General features: G+C 68.9%; 21 protein-coding genes, 5 tRNA genes and 1 rRNA gene. All 27 read left to right on the top strand.

The features are described 5' to 3' along the window. A 5S ribosomal RNA gene (gene rrf / locus CKO13_RS01365) occupies window positions 1-102 on the top strand; the annotation flags it as partial. An 85-nt stretch (window positions 103-187) separates the two neighbouring features. Next, on the top strand, window positions 188-1,162 hold the full coding sequence (locus CKO13_RS01360) for a biotin--[acetyl-CoA-carboxylase] ligase (protein ID WP_200256084.1): 975 nt from the start codon (window positions 188-190) through the stop codon (window positions 1,160-1,162). After that, window positions 1,159-1,902: a type III pantothenate kinase gene (locus CKO13_RS01355; protein WP_200256081.1), complete on the top strand. Its 744-nt coding sequence runs from the start codon at window positions 1,159-1,161 to the stop codon at window positions 1,900-1,902. Before CKO13_RS01360 ends, CKO13_RS01355 begins: the two co-directional genes overlap by 4 nt. 94 nt (window positions 1,903-1,996) lie before the next feature. Continuing rightward, a tRNA-Thr gene (locus CKO13_RS01350) sits at window positions 1,997-2,072 on the top strand. 53 nt (window positions 2,073-2,125) lie between these two features. Further along, window positions 2,126-2,210, top strand: a tRNA-Tyr gene (locus tag CKO13_RS01345). A 52-nt stretch (window positions 2,211-2,262) separates the two neighbouring features. Continuing rightward, window positions 2,263-2,336: transfer RNA gene (locus CKO13_RS01340), tRNA-Gly, on the top strand. A 42-nt stretch (window positions 2,337-2,378) separates the two neighbouring features. After that, window positions 2,379-2,454: transfer RNA gene (locus CKO13_RS01335), tRNA-Thr, on the top strand. Window positions 2,455-2,530: 76 nt separating this feature from the next. Then, entirely contained in the window at window positions 2,531-3,721 is a 1,191-nt protein-coding gene (gene tuf / locus CKO13_RS01330) for an elongation factor Tu (protein ID WP_200256064.1), read from the top strand. Window positions 3,722-3,782: 61 nt separating this feature from the next. After that, window positions 3,783-3,858 (top strand) — tRNA-Trp (locus CKO13_RS01325). A 58-nt stretch (window positions 3,859-3,916) separates the two neighbouring features. After that, window positions 3,917-4,294, top strand: coding sequence for a preprotein translocase subunit SecE (gene secE, locus CKO13_RS01320; RefSeq protein ID WP_200256079.1), 378 nt, complete (start codon window positions 3,917-3,919; stop codon window positions 4,292-4,294). A gap of 3 nt (window positions 4,295-4,297) precedes the next feature. Beyond that, window positions 4,298-4,831, top strand: a complete 534-nt coding sequence (gene nusG / locus CKO13_RS01315; RefSeq protein ID WP_200256077.1) for a transcription termination/antitermination protein NusG — start codon at window positions 4,298-4,300, stop codon at window positions 4,829-4,831. Window positions 4,832-4,927: 96 nt separating this feature from the next. Continuing rightward, window positions 4,928-5,359, top strand: coding sequence for a 50S ribosomal protein L11 (rplK, locus tag CKO13_RS01310; protein ID WP_200256075.1), 432 nt, complete (start codon window positions 4,928-4,930; stop codon window positions 5,357-5,359). A gap of 3 nt (window positions 5,360-5,362) precedes the next feature. After that, window positions 5,363-6,058, top strand: a complete 696-nt coding sequence (gene rplA / locus CKO13_RS01305) for a 50S ribosomal protein L1 (RefSeq protein ID WP_200256073.1) — start codon at window positions 5,363-5,365, stop codon at window positions 6,056-6,058. A gap of 299 nt (window positions 6,059-6,357) precedes the next feature. Continuing rightward, window positions 6,358-6,891, top strand: a complete 534-nt coding sequence (gene rplJ, locus CKO13_RS01300; protein WP_200256071.1) for a 50S ribosomal protein L10 — start codon at window positions 6,358-6,360, stop codon at window positions 6,889-6,891. A gap of 70 nt (window positions 6,892-6,961) precedes the next feature. Continuing rightward, window positions 6,962-7,345, top strand: a complete 384-nt coding sequence (rplL, locus tag CKO13_RS01295; protein ID WP_200256070.1) for a 50S ribosomal protein L7/L12 — start codon at window positions 6,962-6,964, stop codon at window positions 7,343-7,345. Window positions 7,346-7,452: 107 nt separating this feature from the next. After that, window positions 7,453-11,598 carry a DNA-directed RNA polymerase subunit beta gene (gene rpoB, locus CKO13_RS01290; protein WP_200256069.1) on the top strand — a complete coding sequence of 1,382 codons (4,146 nt, stop codon included), beginning with the start codon at window positions 7,453-7,455 and terminating at the stop codon, window positions 11,596-11,598. 122 nt (window positions 11,599-11,720) lie between these two features. Beyond that, window positions 11,721-15,998 (top strand): DNA-directed RNA polymerase subunit beta', encoded by a 4,278-nt coding sequence (gene rpoC / locus CKO13_RS01285; RefSeq protein ID WP_200256068.1) that lies wholly within the window; start codon window positions 11,721-11,723, stop codon window positions 15,996-15,998. 126 nt (window positions 15,999-16,124) lie between these two features. Further along, window positions 16,125-16,502: a 30S ribosomal protein S12 gene (rpsL, locus tag CKO13_RS01280; RefSeq protein ID WP_200256067.1), complete on the top strand. Its 378-nt coding sequence runs from the start codon at window positions 16,125-16,127 to the stop codon at window positions 16,500-16,502. Window positions 16,503-16,514: 12 nt separating this feature from the next. Continuing rightward, the gene (gene rpsG / locus CKO13_RS01275) at window positions 16,515-16,982 is read left to right on the top strand and encodes a 30S ribosomal protein S7 (RefSeq protein WP_200256066.1); all 468 of its coding nucleotides are present in this window, start codon (window positions 16,515-16,517) and stop codon (window positions 16,980-16,982) included. A gap of 33 nt (window positions 16,983-17,015) precedes the next feature. After that, window positions 17,016-19,112, top strand: a complete 2,097-nt coding sequence (gene fusA, locus CKO13_RS01270; protein ID WP_200256065.1) for an elongation factor G — start codon at window positions 17,016-17,018, stop codon at window positions 19,110-19,112. Window positions 19,113-19,165: 53 nt separating this feature from the next. After that, the gene (gene tuf / locus CKO13_RS01265; protein ID WP_200256064.1) at window positions 19,166-20,356 is read left to right on the top strand and encodes an elongation factor Tu; all 1,191 of its coding nucleotides are present in this window, start codon (window positions 19,166-19,168) and stop codon (window positions 20,354-20,356) included. 7 nt (window positions 20,357-20,363) lie between these two features. Beyond that, window positions 20,364-20,696 carry a 30S ribosomal protein S10 gene (rpsJ, locus tag CKO13_RS01260; protein WP_200256062.1) on the top strand — a complete coding sequence of 111 codons (333 nt, stop codon included), beginning with the start codon at window positions 20,364-20,366 and terminating at the stop codon, window positions 20,694-20,696. A 151-nt stretch (window positions 20,697-20,847) separates the two neighbouring features. Then, entirely contained in the window at window positions 20,848-21,498 is a 651-nt protein-coding gene (gene rplC / locus CKO13_RS01255) for a 50S ribosomal protein L3 (RefSeq protein ID WP_200256060.1), read from the top strand. Window positions 21,499-21,516: 18 nt separating this feature from the next. Beyond that, window positions 21,517-22,134 (top strand): 50S ribosomal protein L4, encoded by a 618-nt coding sequence (gene rplD / locus CKO13_RS01250; protein ID WP_200256058.1) that lies wholly within the window; start codon window positions 21,517-21,519, stop codon window positions 22,132-22,134. Then, complete coding sequence (gene rplW, locus CKO13_RS01245; RefSeq protein WP_200256056.1) at window positions 22,131-22,436, top strand: 50S ribosomal protein L23; 306 nt, start codon at window positions 22,131-22,133, stop codon at window positions 22,434-22,436. The genes rplD and rplW overlap by 4 nt, the downstream gene beginning before the upstream one ends. Before the next feature lie 3 nt (window positions 22,437-22,439). Next, window positions 22,440-23,264, top strand: coding sequence for a 50S ribosomal protein L2 (gene rplB, locus CKO13_RS01240; protein WP_200256054.1), 825 nt, complete (start codon window positions 22,440-22,442; stop codon window positions 23,262-23,264). 13 nt (window positions 23,265-23,277) lie between these two features. Further along, window positions 23,278-23,553: a 30S ribosomal protein S19 gene (gene rpsS / locus CKO13_RS01235; RefSeq protein WP_200256052.1), complete on the top strand. Its 276-nt coding sequence runs from the start codon at window positions 23,278-23,280 to the stop codon at window positions 23,551-23,553. The last annotated feature ends 4 nt before the right edge of the window (window positions 23,554-23,557 follow it).

Raw genomic sequence — 23,557 nt, 5'->3', positions numbered from 1 at the left:
GCGAGCGGGAACCACCCGACACCATTCCGAACTCGGCAGTGAAACCGCTCAGCGCCGATGATAGTGCGGCAAACGCCGTGCGAAAGTAGGTCATCGCCAGGCCCCCTACAAACCAAGCCCCCATAGCTCGACGCTATGGGGGCTTTTTTTTGGCTATACTGAATGCGCATAGATAGGTGATGGGCCTGTGCAGCACCTAGAGGCGTCGAGCGCGGGGCGGGTGCTCCAGCGGCTGTGCGACGGCGAGTACCACTCGGGCGAGGAGCTCGGCGCCGGGCTCGGGGTGACCCGGGCCGCTGTCTGCCGCGCCGTCCAGAGGCTCCGGGAGTACGGGCTGGCCGTTGAGGCGTGCTCGGGACGGGGCTACCGCCTCCCGGGCGGGTATGAGCCCCTGCACCTTGCGGGGCTCGAGGCGGCGTGGCGGCAGGCCGGCGGGGAGGCGGGCGCGCAGCTCCGGACGCTCTTCAGGCCGGCCTCGACGAGCGATGAGGCGCTGCGGGGCCCGCCCGAGCCTACCGCCGCCTACTTCGCAGAGGCGCAGTCCGGCGGCCGCGGCCGCTTCGCCCGCGCCTGGGCCTCCCCGCTCGGGGGGCTCTACCTCTCGGTCGCCTACCGCTTCGCGCGCCTGATCGAGCCGCCTGCCCCGCTGGCGGTGGCCGTGGCCCTCGCGCTGGCGCGCACCCTCAGAGAGCTCGACGCCCCGGTGTCGGTCAAGTGGCCGAACGACCTGCTCCTCGAAGGCGGTAAGCTGGGCGGGATCCTGACCGAGCTGCGCGGCGAGCCGCAAGGCCCTTGCCGCGTGGTCATCGGCGTGGGGGTCAACCTCGCCGCCCCGCCGGGCGGCGCAGAGGTGGGCGATCAGCGCGCCGCAGCGCTCCCCGGGGCGTGCTACCGCGGCAGGCGCACGGCGCTGGCCGGGCGGATGGCGGCGGCGGTGGCGGTGACGGCGCGGGCCTTCGAGGCCGAGGGGCTGGCGGGGCTGATCGAGGACTGGCCGCGCTACGACGCCCTCGGCGGCCGCCAGGTGACGCTCTCCGCGCCGGGGCGCGTCCTCGTGGGACGGGCGTGCGGGATCGACCCCCAGGGGCGGCTGATCATCGAGCATAGCGGAGGCCGGGAGCGCGTCTCGAGCGGCGAGGTCCAGGTGAGGGCGCAGCCGTGACCCTGCTCGTGGATGCCGGGAACACCCGGCTCAAGTGGGCGCGGCTGAGCGGCGGCCGGCTGACCGGGCACGGCGCCGCCGACTGCCTGGAGGCGGCGTGGGCGCAGGGCCTGGAGGCGGCCTGGTCCAGGATCCCGCCGCCGGCTCGGGTCCTCGGCGTGTGTGTCGCCTCGCAGGCGCGCCGGGGGGCCGTCGAGGCCGTTGCGAGGCGGCTGTGGCGCCGTACGGTGGAGTGGATCGAGCCGGCGGGGCAGGGCTGGGGGGTGATCAACGCCTACGCCGAGCCGGCCTTGCTCGGCGCCGATCGTTGGGCGGCCCTGATCGGCGCCCGGCGCTGCGCCCCCCAAGGGGCCTGTATCGTGGATGCCGGCACGGCGATCACGGTGGACGGGCTGGACGCCGAGGGCCGCCACCTCGGGGGGGCGATCTTCCCCGGCCGCGAGCTCCTCGTCCGCACCCTGAGCCAGGGGACAGGGCGCATCGAGATGGGGGGCGCCTTCCAGGCGGCGGAGCTTCCCGGGCGGAGTACCGAGGCCGCCGTCTACGGCGGGGCCCGCTACGGCGTCGCGGCGGCGGCCCGGGCCCTCGTCGAGCAGGTCTGCCCGGCCTGCCCGCCGGCAGGGGCGCGGCTGGCCACGGGGGGCGGGGCCGACTGGCTGCTCCCCGAGCTGCCGGGGGCGTGGCAGAGGCGGCCGGCCCTTGTCCTTGAGGGCCTCGCCGCCGTGGCCGAGGCCTCGTAGCGGGCGCGCGCCGGCACGGCCGCCGGGGCCGATGGGGAGCCGGCCGATTGCGAGGCGCTCGCTTGGTGGTTACGATAGCGAAAGTGCCGAGCGCGCTGGCGTAGCTCAGTCGGTAGAGCGGCTGCCTTGTAAGCAGCGGGTCGTCGGTTCGAGTCCGGCCGCCAGCTCCAATACGGTGTTGACAGCCTGCGGGCATCTCTGGACAATTACCAATCCTGTATCCGGAGGGGTACCCAAGCGGCCAACGGGGGCAGACTGTAAATCTGCTGGCTTAGCCTTCGTAGGTTCGAATCCTACCCCCTCCACCATACAACGGCCCTGGGCGCGGCCCGGGGCGAGAAGGCACAAGAGGTTCGGCTTGCGGGTGTAGTTCAGTGGTAGAACCTCAGCCTTCCAAGCTGATGACGTGGGTTCGATTCCCATCACCCGCTCCAGCGCTCCAGGTGGTGCCGAGAGCGGAGTTGCAGCAGAGTTAGGCCCATATAGCTCAGCAGGTAGAGCACTTCCTTGGTAAGGAAGAGGTCACCGGTTCGAGTCCGGTTATGGGCTCCAGTGCTCACCTCGGTGGGCGTGGTGGTAGCGCCGCTTCGTCGATCATAGTACGACACGACAACGGAGAGAGCCGTCGATGTCCAAGGAAAAGTTTGAGCGTAAGAAGCCGCACGTGAACGTGGGGACGATTGGTCACGTGGACCATGGCAAGACGACGCTGACGGCGGCGATGACGAAGGTGCTCTCGAGCTCGTACGGCGGTGAGGCGCGCGCCTTCGACCAGATCGATAACGCGCCGGAGGAGCGCCAGCGCGGGATCACGATCGCGACGGCGCACGTCGAGTACGAGTCGGAGAGCCGCCACTACGCCCACGTCGACTGCCCGGGCCACGCCGACTACGTCAAGAACATGATCACGGGCGCGGCGCAGATGGACGGCTCGATCCTCGTGGTCTCGGCGGCCGACGGGCCGATGCCGCAGACGCGCGAGCACATCCTGCTGGCGCGCCAGGTCGGCGTGCCGGCGATCGTGGTCTACCTGAACAAGGCGGACATGGTCGACGACCCGGAGCTGCTCGAGCTCGTCGAGATGGAGGTCCGGGAGCTGCTCAACGACTACGACTTCGACGGCGACAACATCCCGGTGGTCACCGGCTCGGCGCTCAAGGCGCTCGAGGGCGACGACTCGGAGATGGGCCAGCCGTCGATCGTGCGCCTGGTCGAGGCGATGGACGAGGCGATCCCGCAGCCGGAGCGCCCGGTGGATCAGCCGTTCCTGATGCCGATCGAGGACGTCTTCTCGATCTCCGGGCGCGGGACGGTGGTCACGGGCCGGGTCGAGCGCGGCGTGATCAAGGTCGGCGACGACGTGGAGATCGTCGGGCTGCGCGAGACGCGCAAGACGACGGCCACGGGCGTGGAGATGTTCCGCAAGCTGCTCGATCAGGGCGAGGCCGGCGACAACGTCGGCGTGCTGCTGCGCGGGATCAAGCGCGACGAGGTCGACCGCGGCCAGGTGCTGTGCAAGCCGAAGTCGATCACGCCGCACACGCACTTCGAGGGCGAGGTCTACGTCCTGTCGAAGGACGAGGGAGGCCGGCACACGCCGTTCTTCCAGGGGTATCGGCCGCAGTTCTACTTCCGCACGACGGACGTCACCGGGACGGTGGAGCTGCCGGAGGGCACCGAGATGGTGATGCCGGGCGATAACGTGAAGATGACGGTGCAGCTGATTGCGCCCATCGCCATGGAAGAGGGGCTGCGCTTCGCGGTCCGCGAGGGCGGCCGCACCGTCGGCGCCGGCGTCGTCTCCAAGATCATCGAGTGATCGCAGGGCGAGAGGGGCGCCGGCCACCGGCCTGGCGCCTCCGGCCGCAAGTTTTCCAAATAGGCCAGTAGCTCAATTGGCAGAGCAGCGGTCTCCAAAACCGCAGGTTGGGGGTTCGAGTCCCTCCTGGCCTGCCAAATCCTCGACGCGGTCCGGCGGGCCCCCGCCCGCCGGACCGCTTCGGTAGCAGGGCCCATGAAATCAAGCGCTCAGGCTCGGGGATCCTCCCTCGACGTCGTTAAGTGGATTGTCGCGATCGCCCTCGGGGTCGGGGGCATCGCCGGGTTCTACTATTTCGGCGATCAGCCCCTTCTCTACCGCGTAGGCGGTCTGCTGGCCGTGGTGGCCGCAGTGACCGCCGTCCTGGCGACCACCGCCAAGGGGCAGGCCCTGTGGGCCTTCGCGCAAGGGGCCAAGCAAGAGGTCCGCAAGGTCATCTGGCCTACCCGCCAAGAGACGCTGCAGACAACCCTGATCGTTGCGGCGGTGGTGATCCTAGTGGCCGTCTTCCTGTGGCTTATGGACCTGCTGTTGCTCTGGCTGGTCGGCATGGTTACCGGCCACGGAGGCTGACGCATGGCACTGCGCTGGTACGTGATCCACGCCTACTCGGGATTCGAGAAACAGGTCCGGCGCTCCCTCGAGGAGCGCATCAAGCGCGCCGGGATGGAGGATAAGTTCGGCGAGATCCTCGTGCCGACCGAGGAGGTCGTCGAGATCCGGGAGGGGCAGAAGCGCAAGAGCGAGCGCAAGTTCTTCCCCGGCTACGTCCTGGTCCAGATGGAGCTCGACGACGACACCTGGCACCTGGTCAAGGAGGTGCCCCGGGTCATGGGCTTTATCGGCGGGCGCCCGGATCGCCCGGCCCCGATCTCGGACCAGGAGGCCGAGGCCATCCTCAACCGCGTCCGCGAGGGCGCCGAGAAGCCGCGCCCCAAGGTCCTGTTCGAGGTCGGCGAGGTGGTCCGGGTCACGGACGGGCCGTTTACGGACTTCAACGGCGCCGTCGAGGAGGTCAACTACGAGAAGAACCGCCTGCGGGTCGCGGTGATGATCTTCGGGCGCTCGACCCCGGTGGAGCTGGAGTTCAGCCAGGTCGAGAAGACGTAGAGCCTGTGAGGCGGAGTCGTCCAGCGGCGCCGGTGGCGCCGCTAAGCGTACGGGGAGCCGAGAGGCGCCTGCACCCGTAAAGAGGAGCGCAAGAGCATGGCCAAGAAGATTGAAGCGTACGTCAAGCTGCAGGTGCCGGCCGGGCAGGCCAATCCGAGCCCGCCCGTGGGCCCGGCGCTCGGCCAGCACGGCGTCAACATCATGGAGTTCTGTAAGGCGTTCAACGCCCAGACCCAGGAGATGGAGTCGGGGCTGCCGATCCCGGTGGTGATCACCGTCTACTCGGATCGGAGCTTCACCTTCGTCACCAAGACCCCGCCGGCGCCGGTGCTGCTGCTCAAGGCGATCAACGCGAAGGGTGGGTCTGGCACGCCGAACACGAAGAAGGTCGGTACCGTGCAGCGCGATCAGCTCGAGGAGATCGCCCGCACCAAGTGGCCTGACCTCAATGCCTCCGATATGGACAGCGCAGTGCGGAGCATTGCGGGGACAGCCCGCAGCATGGGTATCGACGTGGAGGGGGTCTAGGCCATGGCGAAGCTGACGAAGCGCCAGCGGATGATTCGCGAGCGCGTCGACCGGACGCAGCAGTACCCCGTGGAGGAGGCCTTCAGCCTGGTGAAGGAGCTGGCGACGGCGCGCTTTTCGGAGAGCATCGACGTCGCGGTCGACCTCGGCGTCGATCCGCGCAAGTCCGACCAGATCGTGCGCGGCTCCACGGTCCTGCCCAACGGCACCGGCAAGAGCATGCGCGTGGCGGTCTTCGCCCAGGGCGAGGGCGCCGAGGCGGCGGAGGCCGAGGGCGCGGACGCCGTGGGCATGGACGATCTCGCCGAGCGCATGCAGGGCGGCGAGCTCGACTACGACGTGGTGATCGCCGCCCCGGACGCCATGGGCGTCGTGGGCAAGCTCGGCCCCGTGCTCGGTCCGCGGGGGCTGATGCCCAACCCGAAGACCGGCACCGTGGCCAGCGATGTCGCCGCCGCCGTGCGCAACGCCAAGGCCGGCCAGGTCCGCTACCGGACGGATCGCGGCGGCGTGATCCACTGCGCCATCGGCCGCGACACCTTCGACAACGAGGCGCTCAAGGAGAACCTGCGGGCGCTGCTGAGCGATCTCCACAAGCTCAAGCCGAGCACGTCCAAGGGCACCTACATCAAGCAGATCACCGTGTCGTCGACCATGGGGACCGGCGTCCACGTCGACCAGTCGACCATGGGGGTCTAGCGCGAGCGATGCCGCCGCGCCCGCCGCACGGGCGGGCGCGGCGGGCTGATCGGATCCATCGATCCGATCCGGCTGTCAAACCATCTGCGACAGCCGTCCAAGACCGCCGGTGCGCCGTCGGCGGCGGCGCTTAAAGGGCCAGCCTACGCCCGCCAGCGTAGACGGTGGCGCAAGCGAGGACCTGCACTTCGCCACCGTGAAGCCGACTCGAGAGAGTCGAGAAGCGCACCGTCCGGGTGTGTGCCATCGGCTCCCGGGAGGCGACTTCCGAGAAGAGCAACCTTCCCAGGAGACAGACGATGGGACTGAGTCTGGAGCAGAAAAAGGCGATGGTGCAGGAGGTGGCTGCGGTCGCCGAGCAGGCGCTGACCGCGGTCTCCGCCGAGTACCGGGGGCTGACCGCCGTGGAGATGGACCGGCTGCGCGCCCAGGCGCGGGAGCGGGGCGTCTACCTGCGGGTGGTCAAGAACACCCTGGCTCGGCGGGCAGTGGCCGGCACCGAGTTCGAGTGCATGATCGAGGGCTTCCAGGGCCCCTTGCTGCTGGCCTTCTCCCAGGACGATCCGGGAGCGGCCGCGCGGCTCGTGCGCGACTTCAGCAAGGAGTGCCCCGCCCTGACGGCCCGCAATGTGGCCTTCGGCGGGCAGCTCTACTCCGCGGAGCACCTCGATCGGCTGGCGAGCCTGCCGACGCGCGAGGAGGCGCTCTCCAAGCTGATGGCGACCATGCGTGCCCCGGTCCAGAAGCTGACCACCACCGTGAACGAGGTGCCGGGCAAGCTGGTTCGCACCCTGGCCGCCGTCCGCGAGGCCAAGGAGGGGTCAGCCGCCTGACCACGCCGCGATACGCCACCGGACCTGACCGGGTCCACTCGCAGAGTCTATAGTTGAGGAGATAGAGACGATGGCCGTTTCGAAAGACGAGATCCTGGAGACCATTTCCAACATGAGCGTCATGGAGGTGGTCGAGCTCATCGAGGCGATGGAGGAGAAGTTCGGCGTCACGGCTGCGGCCGCCGTCCAGGCTGCCCCGGCAGGCGGCGGCGGGGGCGAGGCTGCCGAGCCGGCCGAGGAGCAGACGGAGTTCGACGTCATCCTCTCGGCCCACGGCGACAACAAGGTCGGCGTCATCAAGGCCGTGCGCGGCGTGACCGGCCTCGGCCTGAAGGAGGCCAAGGAGGTCGTCGAGGGCTGCCCGTCGCCGATCAAGGAGGGCGCCTCGAAGGAGGAGGCCGAGGACATCAAATCGAAGATGGAAGAGGCGGGGGCGAGCGTCGAGCTCAAGTGAGCGGGGCGCCCCTCTCGCCACAAGCTGTCTAATGCGCGGGCTGGCGGCCGATTGGTCGCCGGCCTGTGCCTGTTGGTAGTGCCCCGATCAAGCGCTGAGGAAGCCCGATGGCCTATTCGTTCACCGAGAAGAAGCGCATCCGCAAGGACTTTGGGAAGCTCCCGAACATCCTCGAGGTCCCCTACCTGCTCGCGACGCAGATTGACTCCTATAGGCAGTTCTTGCAAGACGAGGTCGCCGAGGAGGGGCGCGACCCGGAGGTGGGGCTCGAGGGCGCGTTCCGGTCGGTCTTCCCGATCCAGAGCCATTCGGGGAACGCTGAGCTGCAGTACGTCTCGTACTCCATCGGTGAGCCGCCGTTCGACGTCAAGGAGTGCCAGAGCCGCGGGCTGACGTACTCGGCGCCGCTGCGCATGCTCGTCCGCCTCGCCCTCTACGACAAGGAGGGCGGCGGCGTGAAGGACATCAAGGAGCAGGAGGTCTACATGGGCGAGCTGCCCCTGATGACCTCCACGGGCACCTTCGTCGTCAACGGCACCGAGCGGGTCATCGTCAACCAGCTCCACCGCTCCCCCGGGGTCTTCTTCGACCACGACAAGGGCAAGAGCCACTCCTCCGGGAAGCTGCTCTTCTCGGCGCGGGTCATCCCGTACCGTGGCTCGTGGCTCGACTTCGAGTTCGACCCCCGGGACTCGATCTTCGTGCGCATCGATCGGCGGCGCAAGCTCCCGGCGAGCGTCCTCCTCCGCGCGCTCGGCTATACGCCGGAGGAGATCCTCTACGCCTTCTTCGACATGGACCGCTTCCACCTGCGGCCGGGCGGCACCGTGGTGCTCGACCTCATCCCCGAGCGGCTGCGCGGGGAGACGGCGAGCTTCGACATCGTCGCCGACGGCGAGACCGTCGTCGAGTCCGGCCGGCGCGTGACCGCCCGGCACATCAAGAAGCTCGAGAAGGCCGGCATCGAGCAGCTGGAGGTGCCCGAGGACTACCTCGTCGGCAAGATCCTCGCCCACGACGTGGTCGATACGGCGACCGGGGAGGTCATCGCCGAGGCCAACACCAGCCTCACCGCGGAGCTGGTGCAGGCGATCCGCGACGCCGGCATCCAGGAGATCGAGACGCTGTTCGTCAACGATCTCGACCGCGGCCCGTACATGTCGAACACCCTGGCGGTGGACTCGACGCGCTCCCAGGTCGAGGCGCTGGTCGAGATCTACCGCATGATGCGCCCCGGCGAGCCGCCGACGAAGGACGCGGCGGAGAACCTCTTCCACAGCCTGTTCTTCACCCACGACCGCTACGACCTCTCGCCGGTGGGGCGGATGAAGTTCAACCTGCGGGTCGGCCGCGACGAGGAGACCGGCCCCGGGATCCTCTACGACGGCAAGTACTTCGGCGGCCTCGAGGAGCCCGAGGCGCAGGCGCGTGAGCTCCTCGAGCGCTACGGCGAGGACTCCGATATCCTCGCGGTGCTGCGCGAGCTCATCGACATCCGCAACGGCAAGGGCCAGACCGACGACATCGACCACCTCGGCAACCGCCGCGTGCGCTCGGTCGGCGAGATGGCCGAGAACGTCTTCCGCGTCGGCCTCGTGCGCGTCGAGCGCGCCGTCAAGGAGCGCCTGTCGCTGGCTGAGAGCGAGGGGCTGATGCCCCAGGAGCTGATCAACGCCAAGCCGGTGGCCGCGGCGATCAAGGAGTTCTTCGGCTCCTCGCAGCTGTCGCAGTTCATGGACCAGAACAACCCGCTCTCCGAGGTCACGCACAAGCGCCGCATCTCGGCGCTCGGCCCGGGCGGGCTGACCCGCGAGCGGGCGGGCTTCGAGGTCCGCGACGTCCACCCGACGCACTACGGCCGCGTCTGCCCCATCGAGACCCCGGAGGGGCCGAACATCGGGCTGATCAACTCCCTGGCGGTCTACGCCAGCGCCAACCGGTACGGCTTCCTGGAGACGGCCTACCGCAAGGTGGTCGACGGCTACGTGACCGACCAGGTCGAGTACTTGTCGGCCATCGAGGAGACCCGCTACGTCATCGCCCAGGCCAACGCCCGCGTCGACGAGAACGGCCGGCTCGCGGACGACCTGATCTCCTGCCGCCACCAGAACGAGTTCACCATGGCGACGGCGGACCGCGTCCAGTACATGGACGTCTCGCCGCGGCAGATCGTCTCCGTGGCCGCCTCGCTGGTGCCGTTCCTCGAGCACGACGACGCCAACCGCGCGCTCATGGGCTCGAACATGCAGCGCCAGGCGGTGCCGACGCTGCGCGCCGAGAAGCCGTTCGTCGGCACCGGCATGGAGCGCACCGTCGCCCGCGACTCCGGCGTCATCGTCACCGCCGGGCGCGGCGGCGTGGTCGAGCAGGTCGACTCCAGCCGCGTGGTGGTGCGGGTCAACGACGACGAGGCCACCGCCGGCGAGCCGGGCGTCGATATCTACAACCTGACCAAGTACACCCGCTCGAACCAGAACACCTGCTTCAGCCAGAAGCCGCTGGTCCACGTGGGGGATACCGTCGCCCGCGGCGACACCCTGGCCGACGGGCCGTCCACGGACATGGGCGAGCTCGCGCTCGGGCAGAACATGCGCGTGGCCTTCATGCCGTGGAACGGCTACAACTTCGAGGACTCGATCCTCGTCTCCGAGCGGCTGGTCAAGGAGGACCGCTACACCTCGGTGCACATCGAGGAGCTGACCTGCGTCGCCCGGGATACCAAGCTCGGCCAGGAGGAGATCACCTCGGACATCCCGAACGTCTCCGAGTCGGCCCTCGGGCGGCTCGACGAGTCGGGCATCGTCTACATCGGCGCCGAGGTCAAGGCCGGGGACATCCTCGTCGGCAAGGTCACGCCCAAGGGCGAGACCCAGCTGACGCCGGAGGAGAAGCTGCTCCGGGCGATCTTCGGCGAGAAGGCCTCCGACGTGAAGGACACCTCCCAGCGGGTGCCCACCGGCATGGACGGCACCGTCATCGACGTGCAGGTCTTCACCCGCGACGGCGTCGAGAAGGACGAGCGGGCCCGCGCCATCGAGCGCGACGAGATCGCCCGCATCCGCAAGGACCTCAACGACGAGGCGCGGATCTTTGAGGACGACGCCTACGCGCGGCTCGAGAAGCTGCTCGTCGGCAAGGTCGCCGAGGGCGGGCCCAACGGCCTGAGCAGCGGCGCCGAGGTGACGGCGGAGTACCTCCAGGACCTGCCCCGGGAGCGGTGGTTCGAGATCCGCATGCGCGACGAGGCGGTCAACCAGCAGCTCGAGGCGGTCCGCCACCAGCTCGAGACCCAGCGCGACCGCTTCGAGAAGCGCTTCGAGGAGAAGAAGGCCAAGATCACCGCCGGCGACGACCTCTCCCCGGGCGTGCTCAAGACGGTCAAGGTGCACCTGGCGGTCAAGCGCCGCCTGCAGCCGGGCGACAAGTTCGCCGGCCGGCACGGCAACAAGGGCGTCATCTCCATGATCGTCCCCGAGGAGGACATGCCCTTCACCGAGGACGGCGAGCCCGTCGACGTGGTCCTCTCGCCGCTCGGCGTGCCGTCGCGGATGAACGTCGGCCAGGTCCTGGAGACCCACCTGGGCTGGGCCGCCCGGGGGCTGGGCCACCGCATCGCCGAGCTCAGCGCCCAGCAGGCCCAGGCCGAGCAGCTGCGCGGCTTCCTCTCGGAGATCTACAACGCCTCCGGGCGCAAGGAGGATCTCGACAGCCTCACCGACGAGGAGGTCCACGCCCTCTGCCAGAACCTCAAGGCCGGGGTGCCGGTGGCCTCGCCGGTCTTCGACGGCGCCAACGAGGAGGAGATCAAGCGCTGGCTGCGCCTGGCCGGGCTCCCCGAGTCGGGGCAGACGACCCTCTACGACGGGCGCACCGGCGACGCCTTCGACCGGCCGGTGACGGTGGGCTACATGTACATGCTCAAGCTCAACCACCTCGTCGACGACAAGGTCCACGCCCGCGCCACCGGGCCGTACTCGCTGGTCACCCAGCAGCCGCTCGGCGGCAAGGCGCAGTTCGGCGGCCAGCGCTTCGGCGAGATGGAGGTCTGGGCCCTGGAGGCGTACGGCGCCGCCTACACCCTCCAGGAGATGCTCACCGTCAAGTCCGACGACGTCAGCGGCCGGACCAAGATGTACAAGAACATCGTCGACGGCGATCACCGGATGGAGGCGGGGATGCCCGAGTCGTTCAACGTCTTGGTCAAGGAGATCCGCTCCCTGGGGATCAACATCGAGCTGGAGAGGGACGACTGACGCAGCAGCAGGAAGCCGCAACCGACCACGAAGTAGCGGCACGGCGGCCCGGGGCCAAGGCGAGCGCGCAGGAGGCCCCGCCGCCGCTCAGCCAACGAATTTAGCGCGAGCGGGCAGCAGATATGAGAGATCTTCTCAACATTTTCAAGCAGCCGGGCGGTCAGCTGGAGGACTTCGACGGCATCCGGATCGGGCTCGCCTCTCCGGAGATGATCCGTTCCTGGTCCTACGGCGAGGTCAAGAAGCCGGAGACCATCAACTACCGGACCTTCAAGCCGGAGCGCGACGGCCTCTTCTGCGCCAAGATCTTCGGTCCGGTGAAGGACTACGAGTGCCTGTGCGGTAAGTATAAGCGGCTCAAGCACCGGGGCGTGGTCTGCGAGAAGTGCGGCGTCGAGGTGACCCAGGCCAAGGTGCGCCGCGAGCGGATGGGGCATATCGACCTCGCCAGCCCCGTGGCGCACATCTGGTTCCTCAAGAGCCTGCCTTCGCGCATCGGGCTGCTCCTCGACATGACGCTGCGCGATGTCGAGCGGGTCCTCTACTTCGAGGCCTTCATCGTCATCGAGCCGGGCATGACCCCGCTCGATCGCGGCCAGCTGCTCACCGACGAGGAGTACCTCGAGGCCGTGGAGCAGCACGGCGACGAGTTCGACGCCCGCATGGGCGCCGAGGCGGTGCTCGAGATCCTCAAGGGCATGGACCTGGAGGCCGAGGCCCGGCGCCTGCGCGACGAGATCGACGCCACCGGCTCCGAGTCGAAGATCAAGCGCCTGACCAAGCGGCTCAAGCTCATCGAGGCCTTCCTCGAGTCGGGCAACAAGCCGGAGTGGCTGATCATGACGGTCCTGCCGGTCCTCCCGCCGGACCTGCGCCCGCTGGTGCCGCTCGACGGGGGCCGGTTCGCCACCTCGGATCTCAACGACCTCTACCGGCGGGTGATCAACCGCAACAACCGCCTGCGCCGCCTGCTCGAGCTCGCGGCCCCGGATATCATCGTGCGCAACGAGAAGCGCATGCTCCAGGAGTCGGTGGACGCGCTGCTCGACAACGGCCGCCGCGGCCGGGCGATCACCGGGACCAACAAGCGCCCCCTCAAGTCCCTGGCGGACATGATCAAGGGCAAGCAGGGCCGCTTCCGCCAGAACCTGCTCGGCAAGCGCGTCGACTACTCCGGGCGCTCGGTCATCGTCGTCGGGCCGACGCTGCGGCTGCACCAGTGCGGCCTGCCCAAGCGCATGGCGCTGGAGCTGTTCAAGCCGTTCATCTTCTCCAAGCTCCAGCGCCGCGGCCAGGCGACCACCATCAAGGCCGCCAAGAAGATGGTCGAGCGCGAGACCGGCGAGGTCTGGGATATCCTCGAGGAGGTCATCCGCGAGCACCCCGTGCTGCTCAACCGGGCGCCGACGCTCCACCGCCTCGGCATCCAGGCCTTCGAGCCGGTGCTCATCGAGGGCAAGGCGATCCAGCTCCACCCGCTGGTGTGCACCGCCTACAATGCCGACTTCGACGGCGACCAGATGGCCGTGCACGTGCCGCTGTCGCTGGAGGCGCAGCTCGAGTCCCGGGCGATGATGATGTCGACCAACAACATCCTCTCCCCGGCCTCCGGCGAGCCGATCATCGTCCCCTCCCAGGACGTGGTCCTCGGCGTCTACTACATGACCCGCGAGCGGGTGAACGCCCGCGGCGAGGGGATGCGCTTCGCCAACGTCGAGGAGGTCCACCGGGCCTACCAGACGGGGGCCGTCGAGCTCGGCGCCCGCGTCGAGGTGCGCATCCGCGAGCGCCTCTTCGACGACAGCGGCGGGCTGGTCGAGCACGAGTCGCGGCGCAGCACCACCGCCGGCCGGGCGCTGCTCTTCGACATCCTCCCCGATGGCCTGCCCTTCGAGCTCGTCGACCGCGAGCTCGACAAGAAGGGGATCTCGGGGCTGGTCAACGCCAGCTACCGCCGCGTGGGGCTGAAGGGCACGGTGATCTTCGCCGACCAGCTCATGTACACGGGCTTCTTCTACTCCACCAAGGCGGGGGTCTCCATCGGCGTCGACGACATGGAGGTGCCGCCGGACAAGGAGGAGAGTCTCCACCAGGCCGAGGAGGAGGTCCGCGAGATCGAGGACCAGTACGCCTCGGGGCTGGTGACCAGCGGCGAGCGCTACAACAAGGTCGTCGACATCTGGGCCCACACCAACGACCAGGTCGCCAGCGCGATGATGGAGCAGATGGGCCAGGAGAGCGTCGTCGACGCCGAGGGCAACGAGACGGTCCAGAAGTCGCTGAACTCGATCTTCATCATGGCCGACTCCGGCGCCCGCGGCTCCGCCGCCCAGATCCGCCAGCTCGCCGGCATGCGCGGCCTGATGGCCAAGCCCGACGGCTCGATCATCGAGACGCCGATCACGGCCAACTTCCGCGAGGGCCTCAACGTCCTGCAGTACTTCATCTCCACCCACGGCGCGCGTAAGGGCCTGGCGGACACGGCGCTGAAGACGGCGAACTCGGGCTACCTGACCCGGCGGCTCGTCGACGTCTCCCAGGACCTCGTCGTCACCGAGGAGGACTGCGGGACCACCGACGGCCTGGTGCTCACCCCGATCATCGAGGGCGGCGACGTCGTCGAGACCCTCGGCGAGCGGGTGCTCGGCCGCGTGGTCGCCGAGGACGTGCTCGTGCCGGGCAGCGACGAGGTCGTCGCCGAGGCGGGCACGCTGCTCGACGAGGACTGGGTCGAGCGGCTCGAGGGCCGCGGGATCGACGAGGTCAAGGTCCGCTCGCCGGTGACGTGCAAGACCCACTACGGCGTGTGCGCCAAGTGCTACGGCCGCGACCTGGCCCGCGGCCACGGCGTGAACACCGGCGAGGCGGTGGGCGTGATCGCCGCGCAGTCGATCGGCGAGCCGGGCACGCAGCTGACCATGCGGACCTTCCACATCGGCGGCGCGGCCTCGCGGGCGGCCGCCACCTCCCAGGTGGAGGTGCGCAACGGCGGCAAGACCCGGCTGCACAACATCAAGACGGTCAAGCACCACTCGGGCAACTACGTGGCGGTCTCCCGCTCCGGCGAGCTCACCGTCATGGACGAGTACGGCCGCGAGCGCGAGCGCTACAAGATCCCCTACGGCGCGGTGCTCAGCGTCGGCGACGACGACCCCGTCGAGGCCGGCCAGGTGGTGGCCAACTGGGATCCGCACACCCACCCCATCATCACCGAGGTGGACGGCTATGTGCGCTTCCACGACTTCGTCGAGGGGGTGACGGTCCAGCGCGAGGTCGACGAGGTCACCGGCCTGTCCAGCCTCGTGGTCACGGACCCCAAGAGCCGCGGCACCGGCGAGCACAAGCGCCAGGTCACCGACGCCAACGGCAAGACCACCGAGGAGCGGGTCGCCTACAAGGACCTGCGCCCGATGATCAAGCTCGTCGACGCCGACGGCAACGACCTGAACATCGCCGGCACGCAGATCCCGGCCCACTACTACCTGCCGGCGGGGGCGATCGTCTCCCTCGACGACAACGCCGAGGTGCGCGTCGGCGACGCCCTCGCGCGCATCCCGCAGGAGGCCTCGAAGACCCGCGACATCACGGGCGGCCTGCCCCGGGTGGCGGACCTGTTCGAGGCGCGCAAGCCCAAGGAGCCGGCGATCCTCGCCGAGGCCTCGGGCACCGTGGGCTTCGGCAAGGAGACCAAGGGCAAGCAGCGGCTGATCATCACCCAGCAGGACGGGGAGACCTACGAGGAGCTCATCCCCAAGTGGCGGACCGTCACGGTCTTCGAGGGCGAGCACGTCGAGAAGGGCGAGGTCGTCGCCGACGGCGAGCCGAACCCCCACGACATCCTGCGCCTGCTCGGCGTGACCAAGCTCGCCGAGTACATCGTCCAGGAGATCCAGGACGTCTTCCGCCTCCAGGGTGTCGGGATCAACGACAAGCACATCGAGGTCATCGTCCGGCAGATGCTGCGCAAGGTGCAGGTCAAGGACCCCGGCGACTCCCTCTACCTCAAGGGCGAGCAGCTCGATCGCGAGAAGATGATCGAGGACAACGAGCGGCTCGTCGCCGAGGGCAAGGAGCCGGCGACCCACGAGCCCGCCCTGCTCGGCATCACCAAGGCCTCGCTGTCGACGGAGTCGTTCATCTCGGCGGCCTCGTTCCAGGAGACCACCCGGGTGCTCACCGAGGCGGCCACCCGCGGGGCGCGCGACGACCTGCGCGGGCTCAAGGAGAACGTCATCGTCGGCCGGCTCATCCCGGCGGGCACCGGCTTCGCCTACCACGCCGCGCGCCGGCAGGCCGCGGCGGTGGAGGGGACCGCCAGCTCCCCGGACGAGCAGGCCGCCGAGCTCTTCGGCTCGGGCGATCAGCTCTCGCTCGACCAGCCCGCCTCGGGGGAGGAGTAGGCACCGCCCCCGCCCCCCGGGGCGGGGTGCGTTGACACGTGGGCGTCATGCCCATAGAATACTGCGTCTTCGACAGGCCGGTTCACCGGCCTGTCGTTTTTGGGTCGGTACGGAGCGCGAAACCCTATGGCGACAGTCAATCAGCTGGTGCGCAAAGGGCGTACCAAGCGTACTGCGAAGAGCAATGTGCCGGCGCTGGAGTCGTGCCCGCAGAAGCGCGGCGTCTGCACGCGCGTGTACACGACCACGCCGAAGAAGCCGAACTCCGCGCTGCGGAAGGTCGCGCGTGTGCGGCTGACGAACGGCTACGAGGTGGCCTCCTACATCGGGGGTGAGGGGCACAACCTCCAGGAGCACTCGGTCGTTCTGATCCGCGGTGGGCGTGTCAAGGACCTGCCGGGCGTGCGCTACCACGTGGTGCGCGGCGCCGCCGATACCGCAGGGGTCGACCGGCGTCGGCAGGGTCGTTCGAAGTACGGCGCCAAGCGCCCGAAGAAGAAGTAACGGGACGGGATCATGCCCAGGAGACGCGAAGTACCCAAGCGCAAAGTCCTGCCGGATCCGAAGTACGGCAGCGAGGTGCTGACCAAGTTCGTCAACATGGTCATGTACCACGGCAAGCGTTCCGTCGCCGAGCGGATCATGTACGGTGCGCTCGAGAATATCGGGGCCAAGCACAGCGACCCGGTCGAGGTCATGGAGAGCGCCCTGGAGAACGTCAAGCCGCGCGTCGAGGTCAAGTCCCGGCGGGTCGGCGGCGCTACCTACCAGGTGCCGGTCGAGGTCCGCCCGGACCGGCGGCAGACGCTCGCCATGCGCTGGATCCTCGAGGCGGCGCGCAAGCGCGGCGAGAAGAACATGGCCGCGCGCCTGGCGAGCGAGATGCAGGAGGCCGCGGAGAGCCGCGGCACAGCGGTCAAGAAGCGTGAGGACACGCACCGTATGGCGGAGGCCAACAAGGCCTTCTCCCACTACCGCTGGTAAGTCTGGAACAGAGTCAATAACGGGGTAACCGCCGTGGCACGCAAGACGCCCATCGAGCGCTATCGGAATATCGGTATCGCCGCCCACATCGACGCAGGCAAGACGACTACGACCGAGCGCATCCTCTTCTACACCGGCGTCTCGCACAAGATGGGCGAGGTGCACGACGGTGCGGCGGTCATGGACTGGATGTCCCAGGAGCAGGAGCGGGGGATCACGATCACCTCGGCGGCGACCACCTGCTTCTGGAGCGGCATGGACCAGCAGTACCCCGAGACCCGGATCAACATCATCGACACGCCGGGGCACGTCGACTTCACCATCGAGGTGGAGCGCTCCCTGCGGGTGCTCGACGGGGCGGTGGCGGTCTTCTGCGCCGTCGGCGGCGTCGAGCCGCAGTCGGAGACCGTCTGGCGGCAGGCGAACAAGTACAGCGTCCCGCGGATGGCCTTCGTCAACAAGATGGACCGCGCCGGCGCCGACTTCTCGCGGGTCGTCAGCCAGATCCGCGAGCGCCTCGGCTCCAAGGCGGTGCCGATCCAGCTGCCCATCGGCGCCGAGGACAACTTCCAGGGCGTCGTCGACCTGATCCGCATGACGGCGATCTACTGGGATCGCGACCCGCAGGGGATGACCTACACCGAGACGGAGATCCCCGAGGAGCTGCGCGCCGAGGCGCAGGCCGCCCGCGAGGAGATGGTCGAGGCGGCCGCCGAGGCGAGCGAGGAGCTCATGGAGCGCTACCTCACCGACGGTGAGCTCAGCGCCGACGACATCAAGGGCGGGCTGCGCCAGCAGACGCTCAGCAACGAGGTCGTCCTCGTCCTCTGCGGCTCCGCCTTCAAGAACAAGGGCGTGCAGACGCTGCTCGACGCCGTGATCGAGTTCCTCCCGGCGCCCAACGAGGTCCCGGCCATCGAGGGCGTCCTCGACGACGAGGAGACCGTCGAGGCGCGCCACGCCGACGACAAGGAGCCGTTCGCGGCGCTCGCCTTCAAGATCGCCAACGACCCCTACGTCGGCAACCTGACCTTCTTCCGCGTCTACTCCGGCGTGATCAACTCCGGCGACCAGGTCTACAACCCCATCAAGGGGAAGAAGGAGCGCATCGGGCGGCTGCTGCAGATGCACTCCAACCAGCGCGAGGAGATCAAGGAGGTGCGCGCCGGCGATATCGCCGCGGCGGTCGGCGTCAAGGAGGTGACCACCGGCGATACGCTCTGCGACCCGAGCAACAAGATCACCCTCGAGCGCATGGAGTTCCCGGAGCCGGTGATCGCCGTCGCCGTCGAGCCCAAGACCCGCTCCGACCAGGAGAAGATGGGGCAGGCGCTCGGGCGGCTGGCCCAGGAGGATCCCTCCTTCCGCGTGCGCACCGACGAGGAGTCCGGGCAGACCATCATCTCGGGGATGGGCGAGCTGCACCTGGACATCATCGTCGACCGCCTCAAGCGGGAGTTCAAGGTCGAGGCGAACGTCGGCGAGCCCCAGGTCGCCTACCGCGAGACGATCCGCAAGCAGGTCGAGCAGGAGGGCAAGTTCGTCCGCCAGAGCGGCGGCCGCGGCCAGTACGGCCACGTCTACATCCGGATGGTCCCGCAGGAGCGCAGCGAGGGGTACTCCTTCGAGAGCAAGATCGTCGGCGGCGTGGTGCCCAAGGAGTACGTGCCGTCCGTCGACCAGGGCTGCCGCGAGGTCATGGAGGAGGGCGTGCTCGCCGGCTACCCGGTGGTGGACGTCCGCGTCGAGCTCTTCGACGGCTCCTACCACGACGTCGACTCCTCGGAGATGGCGTTCAAGATCGCCGGCTCCATGGCCTTCCGCGACGGCTTCATGAAGGCGGACCCGGTGCTGCTCGAGCCGATCATGAAGGTCGAGGTCACGACGCCGGAGGAGTACATGGGCGACGTGGTCGGCGACCTCAACCGGCGCCGGGGGACCGTCCAGAAGATGGAGGACATCCCGAACGGCAAGCACATCCGGGCGCAGGTGCCGCTCAAGGAGATGTTCGGCTATGCGACCGACCTGCGCTCCAACACGCAGGGGCGCGCCTCCTACGTGATGGAGTTCGAGGAGTACGCCGAGGCGCCGGCGAGCATCGCCGACGAGGTCATCAAGAAGGCGTCGTGAGCCGCGTCGCCGTAAAGTCAGGTTCATAGCTTACAGATTCAGCGAGGTGTGGCGTGTCCAAGGAGAAGTTTGAGCGTAAAAAACCGCACGTGAACGTGGGGACGATTGGTCACGTGGACCATGGCAAGACGACGCTGACGGCGGCGATGACGAAGGTGCTCTCGAGCTCGTACGGCGGTGAGGCGCGCGCCTTCGACCAGATCGACAACGCGCCGGAGGAGCGCCAGCGCGGGATCACGATCGCGACGGCGCACGTCGAGTACGAGTCGGAGAGCCGCCACTACGCCCACGTCGACTGCCCGGGCCACGCCGACTACGTCAAGAACATGATCACGGGCGCGGCGCAGATGGACGGCTCGATCCTGGTGGTCTCGGCGGCCGACGGGCCGATGCCGCAGACGCGCGAGCACATCCTGCTGGCGCGCCAGGTCGGCGTACCGGCGATCGTGGTCTACCTGAACAAGGCGGACATGGTCGACGACCCGGAGCTGCTCGAGCTCGTCGAGATGGAGGTCCGGGAGCTGCTCAACGACTACGACTTCGACGGCGACAACATCCCGGTGGTCACCGGCTCGGCGCTCAAGGCGCTCGAGGGCGACGACTCGGAGATGGGCCAGCCGTCGATCGTGCGCCTGGTCGAGGCGATGGACGAGGCGATCCCGCAGCCGGAGCGCCCGGTGGATCAGCCGTTCCTGATGCCGATCGAGGACGTCTTCTCGATCTCCGGGCGCGGGACGGTGGTCACGGGCCGGGTCGAGCGCGGCGTGATCAAGGTCGGCGACGACGTGGAGATCGTCGGGCTGCGCGAGACGCGCAAGACGACGGCCACGGGCGTGGAGATGTTCCGCAAGCTGCTCGATCAGGGCGAGGCCGGCGACAACGTCGGCGTGCTGCTGCGCGGGATCAAGCGCGACGAGGTCGACCGCGGCCAGGTGCTGTGCAAGCCGAAGTCGATCACGCCGCACACGCACTTCGAGGGCGAGGTCTACGTCCTGTCGAAGGACGAGGGAGGCCGGCACACGCCGTTCTTCCAGGGGTATCGGCCGCAGTTCTACTTCCGCACGACGGACGTCACCGGGACGGTGGAGCTGCCGGAGGGCACCGAGATGGTGATGCCGGGCGATAACGTGAAGATGACGGTGCAGCTGATTGCGCCCATCGCCATGGAAGAGGGGCTGCGCTTCGCGGTCCGCGAGGGCGGCCGCACCGTCGGCGCCGGCGTCGTCTCCAAGATCATCGAGTGATCGAACTATGGCGACCGCAGCAGCAGCGACGACGAACCAGCGGATCCGGATTCGGCTCAAGGCCTTTGATCACCGCCTGATCGACCAGTCGGCGCGGGAGATCGTGGACACCGCCAAGCGCACCGGCGCGCACGTCCGGGGGCCGATCCCCCTGCCGGTCAAGCGCGAGCAGTTCACGCTCCTGACCTCGCCGCACGTCAACAAGGACGCGCGGGATCAGTACGAGATCCGGACGCACAAGCGGCTGATGGACATCATCGACCCGACGGAGAAGACCGTCGACGCCCTGATGAAGCTCGATCTCGCCGCCGGGGTCGACGTCCAGATCAAGCTGTACTGAGCGAGGCCTGCCAGCAGGCCCGCGGCTACGGAGAAGATGCGACTCCGGCCGGCGCGTGGGGCGGCCCCAAGGAGGCCTCCCCGCTCGCCGGCGGGAGCGGTTTCGTCCCCGGCGGGAAGGCCCGTCGGACAGGTTTGAGGAGAGACGGACGATGGCAATTGGAATCGTCGGTCGCAAGCGCGGCATGACGCGTGTTTTTACAGAGGACGGCCAATCGATCCCGGTTACCGTCGTCGAGGCGGAGCCGAATCGGGTGACGCAGGTCAAGACGCCGGAGCAGGACGGCTACCACGCGGTGCAGGTGACGGCCGGTCGGCGCAAGCCGCAGCGGGTCTCCAAGCCGGAGGCCGGCCACTACGCGCGCGCCGGGGTCGAGGCAGGCCGCGGGCTGCGGGAGTTCCGGCTCGACCAGGGGCAGAACCGCAGCGACGAGGCGGCGCCCGAGCTCGGCTCCGAGGTGAGCGTCGAGCGCTTCGAGGCCGGCCAAAAGGTGGACGTCACGGGCACGAGCAAGGGGCGCGGCTTCGCCGGTACGGTGCGCCGCCACAACTTCCGGGCGCAGCGCAGCACCCACGGCAACTCGAAGTCGCACCGGGTGCCGGGCTCCATCGGGCAGTGCCAGAGCCCGGGGCGCGTGTTCAAGGGCAAGCGCATGGCCGGCCAGATGGGGAACCAGCAGGCCACGGTGCAGAACCTCGAGATCGTGCGGGTCGACGCCGAGCGGAACCTGCTGCTGGTCCGCGGTGCTGTGCCCGGAGCCGTCGGCGGCGACCTGGTCGTCCGTCCGGCGCGCAAGGCGTAATTCGGGACAGGGGGAGCCATGGAGCTCAAGCTCACCAGTAATCAAGGCGAAGCGGCCGGCCAGGTCGAGGTCGCAGACGCGGCGTTCGCGGAGCCGTTCCGGGAGGCGCTGATCCACCAGGTGGTGACGGCCCACCTCGCCGGCGGCCGGGCCGGGACCAAGGCGCAGAAGACGCGCAGCGAGGTCTCCGGCGGCGGCTCCAAGCCGTGGCGGCAGAAGGGCACGGGCAACGCGCGGGCGGGCACCAACCGCAGCCCGCTGTGGCGCGCCGGTGGCCAGGCCTTCGCCGCGAAGCCGCGCAGCTACCGCCAGAAGGTCAACCGCAAGATGTACCGCGGGGCGATCCGCTCGATCCTCTCCGAGCTCGTCCGCGAGCAGCGGCTGGTGGTCGTCGAGTCCCTGGCGCTCGAGGCGCCGAAGACCCGCCTGCTGCGCGAGCGCCTCCAGCAGCTCGGGGTCGAGCACGGCCTGGTGGTCGTCGACGCCCTGGAGCCGAGCCTGGCGCTCGCGGCCCGCAATCTGCCGGGGGTCAGCGCCGTCGAGGCCGGGCGGATCGATCCGCCGAGCCTGGTCGGCTCCGAGCAGGTCGTGATGACGGTACCGGCGATCCGGCGCGTCGAGGAGTGGCTGTCATGAATCAGGAACGTCTCTACACCGTGCTGTACGGCCCCCACATCTCCGAGAAGAGCACGGTCATCGCCGACGAGGCCGGGCAGGTGGTCTTCCGCGTCGCCCCGGACGCGACGAAGGGGGAGATCAAGGTCGCCGTCGAGAAGCTCTTCAACGTGGATGTCCAGGGGGTCCGGACGGTCTGCGTCAAGGGCAAGCACAAGCGCTTCGGTCGGGTCAGCGGCCGGCGGCGCGACTGGAAGAAGGCGTACGTGACCCTCGCCGAGGGCCAGGACATCGATTTCCTCGGTGGGGAACTAGGGGGTTAACCTATGGCACTACTGAAGAGTCGGCCGACCTCCCCCGGGCGGCGCTTCGTTGTCCGGACGAAGGACGCGCGGCTCCACGACGGCGGCCCCTACGAGCCGCTGGTCGTGAGCAAGTCGAAGTCCGGAGGGCGGAACAACGCCGGCCGCATCACGACCCGCCACCGGGGGGGTGGGCACAAGCAGCGCTACCGCCTGATCGACTTCAAGCGGGACAAGGACGGCGTGCCCGGCCGGGTCGAGCGCCTGGAGTACGACCCGAACCGCTCGGCGCATATCGCCCTGGTCCTTTATCGTGACGGCGAAAGGCGGTATATTATTGCGCCTCGCGGAGTTGAGGCGGGCGCGGAGATCCTCGCGGGCCGCGACGCCCCGATCCGTCCCGGCAACGCCCTCCCGCTGCGCAACATCCCGGTGGGTACGCAGGTCCACTGCGTCGAGCTCAAGCCCGGCAAGGGCGCTCAGCTCGCCCGCTCGGCCGGGGCAAGCGTGCAGCTCGTCGCCCGCGAGGGCGGCAGCGCGACACTGCGGCTGCGCTCCGGGGAGATGCGCCGCGTGCCGGTGGACTGCAAGGCGACCGTCGGCGAGGTCGGCAACAGCGAGCACAGCCTGCGCACCCTCGGCAAGGCCGGCGCCAAGCGCTACCTCGGTGCCCGCCCGACGGTCCGCGGTGTCGCGATGAACCCGGTCGACCACCCGCACGGCGGTGGCGAGGGCCGCACCGCGGGAGGCCGCCACCCGGTCACCCCGTGGGGGCAGCCGACGAAGGGCCATCGAACTCGGAAGAACAAGCGCACCGATCAGCAGATCGTGCGCCGTCGCAAGCGTTGAGGGGTAGATAACCGTGCCACGCTCGACCAAGAAGGGGCCGTTCATCGACTACCACCTGCTCAAGAAGGTGGAGGAGGCGAACGCCAGCAAGAGCAAGCGGCCGATCAAGACCTGGTCGCGCCGGTCGGTGATTATGCCGGACATGGTCGGTCTGACGATCGCCATCCACAACGGGCGCCAGCATGTGCCGGTTTTGATCAACGAGAACATGGTCGGGCACAAGCTCGGCGAGTTCGCGGTCACGCGGACCTTCCGCGGCCATGCGGCGGATAAGAAGTCCAAACGCTAAGGGG

The sequence above is a fragment of the Halorhodospira neutriphila genome (assembly GCF_016584055.1).
GTDB lineage: Bacteria > Pseudomonadota > Gammaproteobacteria > Nitrococcales > Halorhodospiraceae > Halorhodospira > Halorhodospira neutriphila.
The sequence above is the reverse complement of the archived record's forward strand: the minus strand, read 5'-3'. Positions and strand labels throughout refer to the sequence as shown.